General features: G+C 71.8%; 4 protein-coding genes and 1 pseudogene. All 5 read right to left on the reverse strand.

Annotated elements, in window-relative coordinates:
- Positions 1 to 178: pseudogene (locus IE312_RS42620) on the reverse strand (23S rRNA (guanosine(2251)-2'-O)-methyltransferase RlmB); the annotation flags it as partial.
- 98 nt (positions 179 to 276) lie between these two features.
- The gene (gene cysS, locus IE312_RS31000) at positions 277 to 1,680 is read right to left on the reverse strand and encodes a cysteine--tRNA ligase (protein WP_189985582.1); all 1,404 of its coding nucleotides are present in this window, start codon (positions 1,678 to 1,680) and stop codon (positions 277 to 279) included.
- Between the two features lie 172 nt (positions 1,681 to 1,852).
- A complete protein-coding gene (locus tag IE312_RS31005) occupies positions 1,853 to 2,257 on the reverse strand; it encodes a PPOX class F420-dependent oxidoreductase (RefSeq protein WP_189985583.1) in 405 nt (134 codons plus the stop codon).
- Between the two features lie 58 nt (positions 2,258 to 2,315).
- Complete coding sequence (gene ispF / locus IE312_RS31010; RefSeq protein ID WP_189985584.1) at positions 2,316 to 2,813, reverse strand: 2-C-methyl-D-erythritol 2,4-cyclodiphosphate synthase; 498 nt, start codon at positions 2,811 to 2,813, stop codon at positions 2,316 to 2,318.
- On the reverse strand, positions 2,803 to 3,202 hold a 400-nt coding region (locus tag IE312_RS42625; RefSeq protein ID WP_229900639.1), incomplete at its 5' end, for a 2-C-methyl-D-erythritol 4-phosphate cytidylyltransferase. The genes IE312_RS42625 and ispF, both read right to left, overlap by 11 nt.

Below are 3,202 nucleotides of genomic sequence, written 5' to 3' on the forward strand. Positions count from 1 at the left end.
CCACGGGACGGCGCACGGCCTGCTTCGCCTTCGCGTTGGCGACGCGGTTCTTCTTGTGACCCTTGCGCATCTCGGCCGGCGGGGTCGGCCCCCGGCCCTCGAGACCCTTGCGCCGCTGGCCGCCACTGCCGACCTGCGCGCCCTTCTTGCCGGACATGCGACGGTTGTTCGCGGCCATGACCTACCTGTCTTCGTGAAGCGTGCGGATACGTACGTCTATGCAGTGTGCCGCCCGGGGGGCCGGGCGGCACAATCGATCACCGGATCGAGCGGGGATCAGCGCTGGCCGAGGCTCCAGCGCGGACCCTGCGGACCGTCCTCGATGGCCAGCCCCGACTGCTTGAGCTGGTCGCGGATGGCGTCGGCGGTGGCCCAGTCCTTGCGGGCGCGGGCGGACTCGCGCTGGTCGAGGACCAGGCGTACGAGGCTGTCGACCACGCCGTTCAGGTCCTCGCCCCGGTCACCGGGCTCGCCGGCCCAGTGCGGGTCGAGCGGGTCGAGGCCGAGGACGCCGAGCATGGCCCGCACCTCGGCGAGCCGGGCGACGGCGGCGTCCTTGTCGTCGGCGGCCAGCGCGCTGTTGCCCTGCCGGACGGTGGTGTGCACGACGGCGAGGGCCTGCGGGACGCCCAGGTCGTCGTCCATCGCCTCGGCGAAGGCGGGCGGGACCTCGGCGGCCGGCTCCACGGTCTTGCCGACCAGCTCGATGACCCGCTGGGCGAAGCCCTCGATCCGCGCGAACGCGGACTCCGCCTCGCGCAGGGACTCCTCGCTGTACTCGATCATCGAGCGGTAGTGCGGGGTGCCCAGGTAGTAGCGCAGGACGACCGGGCGCCACTGCTTGACCATCTCGCTGACCAGCACGCTGTTGCCGAGCGACTTCGACATCTTGTCGCCGGCCAGGGTGACCCACGCGTTGTGCACCCAGTACTGGGCGAAGTCGTCGCCGTAGGCCTTCGCCTGGGCGATCTCGTTCTCGTGGTGCGGGAAGATCAGGTCGAGGCCGCCGCCGTGGATGTCGAAGGCGCTGCCCAGGTACTTGTGCGCCATGGCGGAGCACTCCAGGTGCCAGCCGGGCCGCCCCGGACCCCAGGGGGTCGGCCAGGTCGGCTCGCCCGGCTTGGCGGCCTTCCACATCGCGAAGTCCCGCGGGTCCCGCTTGCCGGTCTCGCCCTCGCCGGACGGCTGGAGCAGGTTGTCCAGCTCCTGCCGGGACAGCTCCAGGTAGCGCGGGAAGGACCGTACGTCGAAGTAGACGTTCCCGTCGGCCGCGTAGGCGTGCCCGCGCTCGATGAGGCCCTGCATCATCTCGACCATCTCGGTGATGTGACCGGTGGCGCGGGGCTCGTAGGTCGGCGGGAGGCAGCCGAGCGCGGTGTAGCCCTCGTTGAACGCGCGCTCGTTGTCGTACCCGATCGACCACCAGGGGCGGTTCTGCTCGTGGCTCTTGGCGATGATCTTGTCGTCGATGTCGGTGACGTTGCGGACGAACGTCACCCGGTAACCGCGGTACTCGAACCAGCGGCGCATGATGTCGAAGTTCAGGCCCGAGCGGATGTGCCCGATGTGGGGGGCAGCCTGCACGGTGGCGCCACACAGGTAGATCGAGACACAGCCCGGCTCGAGCGGGGTGAAGTCACGGATCTGCCGGGCGCTGGTGTCGTACAGGCGAATCGTCACCACTCCAGAGTAGTGGGCGCCGGACAGTGCCACGCCCCTTACCCACCACGAAGCCGACCCCGCCCGCCCCGGGAATCCCGGCGCGAGCCGCCCCCCCCTGACACCAGGGAGGCCGCCCTCACCAGGACACCGCCGGGAGCCCGGCCGTCCCCTCAAGGGTGAAGGCCCGCCGTCACAGCCGGCCGACCACCTTCCGCGGGCGGATCCGGACCACCACCCGCTGCGCGTCCTGGGCGGACGCGGGGTTGAAGTCCGCGTAGTCCTTGCCGGTGTACTTGCGGCTGAGCTGGTCGATGAGTTCCGGGCCGCCGTCCGTCGTCATCTCGGCGGTGCCGCGGATCTCGGCGTACTCGTACGGCTCGTCCGGGTTGAGGACGACGACGGTCACCCGGGGGTCACGGTCCAGGTTGAGGTACTTGCGGCGGTCGACGGTGGTGGAGAAGAGGAGGTCGTCGCCGTCGCGCAGCACCCAGACCGGGGACAGCTGCGGGCTGCCGTCCGGCTGGACGGTGCCCACGACGATGAACACCTTGCCGTCGAGCACGGACTTCAGGCGGTCGGACAGTACGGCGGACATGGGTACCCCTCCGGAGTCCAGGGATCACTGACTGTCGTGTGGGTACCCTCGCACGCCGTCAGCTCACCCGCACCACGAGTGCCGTCGCCACCGCCGTCAGCCCCTCCTCGCGCCCGGGGAAGCCGAGGCCGTCCGTCGTGGCCCCGGAGACGGACACGGGCGCGCCGGCCGCGTCGGACAGGATCTTCTCGGCCTCGTCCCGCCGCTTGCCGATCTTCGGGCGCGGACCGATCACCTGGACGGCGACGTTGCCGATGGTGAAGCCCGCCGCACGGACGATCCGTGCGGCCTCCGTCAGCAGGGTGACCCCGGACGCGCCGGACCACTCGGGCCGGCCGGTGCCGAAGTGCTGTCCCAGGTCACCGAGCCCGGCGGCGGAGAAGAGGGCGTTGCAGGCGGCGTGCGCGACGACGTCGGCGTCCGAGTGGCCGGCCAGGCCGGGCCCCTCGCCCTCCCACTTCAGGCCCGCGCACCACAGCTCACGGCCCTCCTCGAAGGCGTGGATGTCGGTGCCGATGCCGACCCGCGGCAGTACCAGGGGCGTCTCAGAAGCCATCGTTGAGCCTCCTGCGCGCCAGCACCGCCTCGGCGAGGACCAGGTCGAGGGGGCGGGTGACCTTGAAGGCCTCCTCGTGGCCGGGGACGGCCACGACCGGCACCCCCAGCTGCTCGACCATGCTCGCGTCGTCGGTGACGTTCTCGGTGACGCTCCCATGGGCGCGGACCAGGGTCTCCCGGTCGAAGCCCTGCGGGGTCTGCACGGCCCGCAGCCGGGACCGCTCGGGGGTGGCGACGACCTGCTCGGGGTCGCCGGCCGCGGGCGCGGGCGCGACTTCCTTGACCGTGTCGGCCAGCGGCAGCGCGGGCACCACGGCGGGGGCGCCGTCGCGTACGGCCTCGATGACCGCGTCCACCGTGTCGACCGGGACGAGCGGCCGGGCCGCG

It is taken from the genome of Streptomyces capoamus, from assembly GCF_014654935.1.
Taxonomy (GTDB): Bacteria; Actinomycetota; Actinomycetes; order Streptomycetales; family Streptomycetaceae; genus Streptomyces; species Streptomyces capoamus.

Coding starts and splice junctions, on each gene's coding strand:
- IE312_RS31005 (WP_189985583.1), bottom strand. CDS start 2,257: ATGTCCGCCGTACTGTCCGACCGCCTGAAGTCCGTGCTCGACGGCAAG.
- ispF (WP_189985584.1), bottom strand. CDS start 2,813: ATGGCTTCTGAGACGCCCCTGGTACTGCCGCGGGTCGGCATCGGCACC.